Genomic DNA, 3,389 nt, shown 5'->3' with positions numbered 1-3,389 from the left:
CTGGCCGGCCCGCTCGGGGCGGCCGCGCCTCAATTCGACAGCGGTCCGCTGGCGCAGTTCCTGACACAGCGCGCGCTGGAGAAGGAGCAGCAGCGGGTCGAGGCGATGCAGGCGGCGCTGCTCGAAAAGCAGCGGCTGCGGCGCGAAGTGCGCTATTACGCGGCACTGCAGACGGAGCGCGACAAGGCGGCCGAGGAGCTGCGCCGGCAAGAGGAAGAGGCGCGGCAGAAGGCCGAGGCGGAAGCCAGGGCCAAGGCCGAAGCGGAAGCGCAGGCACAGGCGGAAGCCGAGGCAAAGGCCAAGGCCGACGAAGAGGCGAGGGCAAAGGCGGAAGCGGATGCCAAGGCGCAGGCCGAAGCGGACGCCAAGGCGAAGGCCGACGCACAGGCGAAGGCCGAGGCCGAGCAGCGGGCCGCGGACGAAGCGGCCAAGGCACAGGCAGAGGCCGATCGCAAGAAAGCGGAGCAGGCGAAGCTGGAAGCAGCACGCAAGGCGGCCGAGCAAGCACGGAAGGTCGACGGATCGCTGCCCGGCGTCAACGACGGTTCGACCCCTGCGCCGGTGAAGCCCAAGCCCAACCCGTTCACGATCGACAATCTGTTGAAGTCGCTCGACGGCGGTTGAGCTTTACGCCGCACGCGTGGCGGAGTTGGCCCAGATGCGCCGACGCGCCTAGGACTCTTCCTGGCGCGAGAGCAGACGCCGCAGCATCGGCTCTATGCGCGACAGCTCATCGAGATGCGCGGCCGACAGTTCGGCCAGGCGATCATCGGCCAAAGGGGTGAGCTGCAGCAGGACACGACGGTGATCGCTCTTGTCCTGATCGCGTGTGACCAGGCCTGCCTCGGCAAGGCGGTTCACCAGCTCCACCGCGCTGTGGTGGCGGATGCGCAGCCGCTCAGCGAGATCGCCCACCGCCACCGGTCCGCCGCTTGGAAATCCCTTGATCGCCAGCAGCGCCTGGTGCTGGCGCGGCGTGAGGCCCGCCTCATTGGCCTGGACCTGGCTGAATTCGAGAAAGCGGCGGATCAGGTAACGGAACTGTGACAGCCGCTGGTAGTCGGCCTGGCTGATGGCGGGACGTGGTTTCGGCGGCGTCATTCCCCGACTTATGGTCCTTTCCCGAAAAAGCTCAACAGGTTGTCGCGATCCCTGTCCAAAATGACGCGGAGCAGGTCGCGAAAACGGCTTGAAGATTTATATCGTATTACGATATTAGGCCACCTGAAACCGGACGGCCTTTGCGCCGCCAGAAAGTTCAGGCTCCCAAAATGAAATCCGCTCACGCCGGCAACGGCCATCTTCGCGACTTCACGACCGACACGCGCGTGCTCATCATCGCGGCCATCGCCGTGGTGGTGGCGACCGCCGGGCTCTTTGCCGGCATCGTTCTCCTGAAGCTCATCAGGCTTGCCACCAACATCGCCTATTTCGGCCAGTTCTCGCTGGCCGACCTCAAGCTCGAGGATACGCCGCTTGGGCTTGCCGCCGTGCTCGTGCCGGTGATCGGCGCGCTGATCATCGGCCTGATGGCGCGCTTCGGCAGCGAGAAGATCCGTGGCCACGGCATCCCCGAGGCCATCGAGGCGATCCTGCTCGGGCGCTCACGGCTCGACGCCAAGGTCGCGGTGCTGAAGCCGCTGTCGTCGGCGATCTCGATCGGCTCGGGCGGACCGTTCGGCGCCGAAGGTCCGATCATCATGACCGGCGGCGCCATCGGCTCGCTGATCGCGCAGATGCTGCCGGTCAGCGACAACGAGCGCAAGACGCTGCTTGTGGCGGGTGCGGCGGCCGGCATGACGACAGTGTTCGGCACGCCGATCGCCGCCATCATGCTCGCGGTCGAGCTGCTGCTGTTCGAATGGACGCCGCGCAGCTTCATCCCGGTCGCCGTCGCCGCGATCGTCGCGGAAGTCGAGCGCACCCTGCTGCACATGCCAAGCCCGATCTTTCCGTTTTCAGGCAGCATGGAGGCATCGGTCGCCGGGCTGGGCGGCTGGGTGCTGGTCGGCATTGCCGCCGGGCTGCTTTCGGGATTGCTGACGCAATTGGTCTATGCCTGCGAGGACGCCTTCCTGAAGTTGCCGATCCACTGGATGTGGTGGCCGATGATCGGCGGCCTGGTAGTCGGCATCGGCGGGCTGATCGAGCCGCACGCGCTTGGTGTCGGTTACGACAACATCGCCAACATGCTCGACGGCCGCACGGTCGCGACCGCCGCGCTGCTGCTTCTGGTGGTGAAGGCCATCATCTGGGCGGTGGCGCTGGGTTCGGGAACCTCCGGCGGCGTGCTGGCGCCGCTGCTCATCATGGGCGGCGCGATGGGAGCGGTGCTCTCGGGCATCCTGCCCGAGGCGAGCCCCGGCTTCTGGCCGCTGCTGGCGATGGCTGCCACCATGGGCGGCACCATGCGCGCGCCGCTCACCGCGACCTTCTTCGCCACCGAGCTCACCGGCAACACGCATGTTCTGGTGCCGCTGATCGCGGCCTGTGCCACCGCGCATGCGGTCACCGTGCTGTTGATGAAGCGCTCGATCCTGACCGAGAAAGTGGCGCGGCGCGGGCATCATCTCGTGCGCGAATACCGTGTCGATCCTTTCGCCCTCACCAGGGTCAATGAAGTGATGACGACCAAGGTCGAGAGCGTGCCGGCGACGATGACGCTGCATGGCGCGGCAACCTTCCTGACCGCTCCCGACACGCGGCATCCGAGCTTCCCGGTGATCGATGAAGCGGGGCATGTGCTCGGCGTCATCGATCCGCCGGCGATCCTGCGCTGGCGTCGTAACGGCAAGCACCGCAAGGCGACCCTCCGCGAACTGCTCGCCGGCAGCAAGATCACGCTCGCCTATCCGGACGAGTATCTTGAGGCGCTTTCCGACAAGCTGCTCACCGCCAATGTCTCTCACCTGCCGGTCGTCTCACGCGAGGAAGAACGGCTCATCGGCTATATCGGCTGGAAAGACATGATGCGGGTAAGATCGAAAAAGCAGGCGGAGGAGCGCGACCGCGCCGCCTTGCTCAGCTTTGGCGTGAAGCGGGAACCGCAACAGAGCGTCAGCGATCCGGCCTAAACAATCCTCAGGACGTCGCGCCGCCGCGTTTCGCCCAGGCGAGCACATAGAGCCTCAGCGCGGATGACAGGTTGGCGTCGCGGGTGCGCGTCTCGTCGATCTCGGCGACCAGGGCCGCGAGCGACAGCGAACGCTGCGCGGCGATGGCGACGAGGTCGTCATAGAAGGGCTGCTCCAGGGAAAAGCTGGTGCGGTGACCGCGGATCGTTACCGAACGTTTTTCGACCGCGGCCATTGCAGGACTCAGCGCTTGCCGGGGTCGTCGGGTTTTTCCCGGCGATGGCCGGCCACGAATTTCTCGGCCTTCTCCGACGT

At 66.2% G+C, this 3,389-nt stretch carries 3 protein-coding genes and 1 pseudogene; 2 read left to right on the top strand and 2 right to left on the bottom strand.

Features of this window, described 5'->3' with window-relative positions; all coding sequences use genetic code 11:
- Positions 1–624: pseudogene (locus EOD07_RS27620) on the top strand (AsmA protein); the annotation flags it as partial.
- Positions 625–672: 48 nt separating this feature from the next.
- Here the strand turns inward: EOD07_RS27620 and EOD07_RS27615 are convergent.
- Complete coding sequence (locus EOD07_RS27615) at positions 673–1,101, bottom strand: helix-turn-helix domain-containing protein (protein ID WP_041007762.1); 429 nt, start codon at positions 1,099–1,101, stop codon at positions 673–675.
- A 170-nt stretch (positions 1,102–1,271) separates the two neighbouring features.
- On the opposite strand from EOD07_RS27615, the gene EOD07_RS27610 reads away from it, so the two are divergent.
- The gene (locus EOD07_RS27610) at positions 1,272–3,074 is read left to right on the top strand and encodes a chloride channel protein (protein WP_127237644.1); all 1,803 of its coding nucleotides are present in this window, start codon (positions 1,272–1,274) and stop codon (positions 3,072–3,074) included.
- 7 nt (positions 3,075–3,081) lie between these two features.
- On the opposite strand, the gene EOD07_RS27605 is transcribed toward EOD07_RS27610, so the two are convergent.
- A complete protein-coding gene (locus EOD07_RS27605) occupies positions 3,082–3,309 on the bottom strand; it encodes a ribbon-helix-helix domain-containing protein (protein WP_073985995.1) in 228 nt (75 codons plus the stop codon).
- Positions 3,310–3,389 lie beyond the last annotated feature (80 nt).

The sequence above is a fragment of the Mesorhizobium sp. M2C.T.Ca.TU.002.02.1.1 genome, from assembly GCF_003997225.1.
This window is presented reverse-complemented; position numbering and strand designations above follow the sequence as displayed.

What these genes read in the sequence shown, in the direction of transcription:
- EOD07_RS27615 (WP_041007762.1), bottom strand. Translation starts at nt 1,101, where the DNA reads ATGACGCCGCCGAAACCACGTCCCGCCATCAGCCAGGCCGACTACCAG.
- EOD07_RS27610 (WP_127237644.1), top strand. Translation starts at nt 1,272, where the DNA reads ATGAAATCCGCTCACGCCGGCAACGGCCATCTTCGCGACTTCACGACC.
- EOD07_RS27605 (WP_073985995.1), bottom strand. Translation starts at nt 3,309, where the DNA reads ATGGCCGCGGTCGAAAAACGTTCGGTAACGATCCGCGGTCACCGCACC.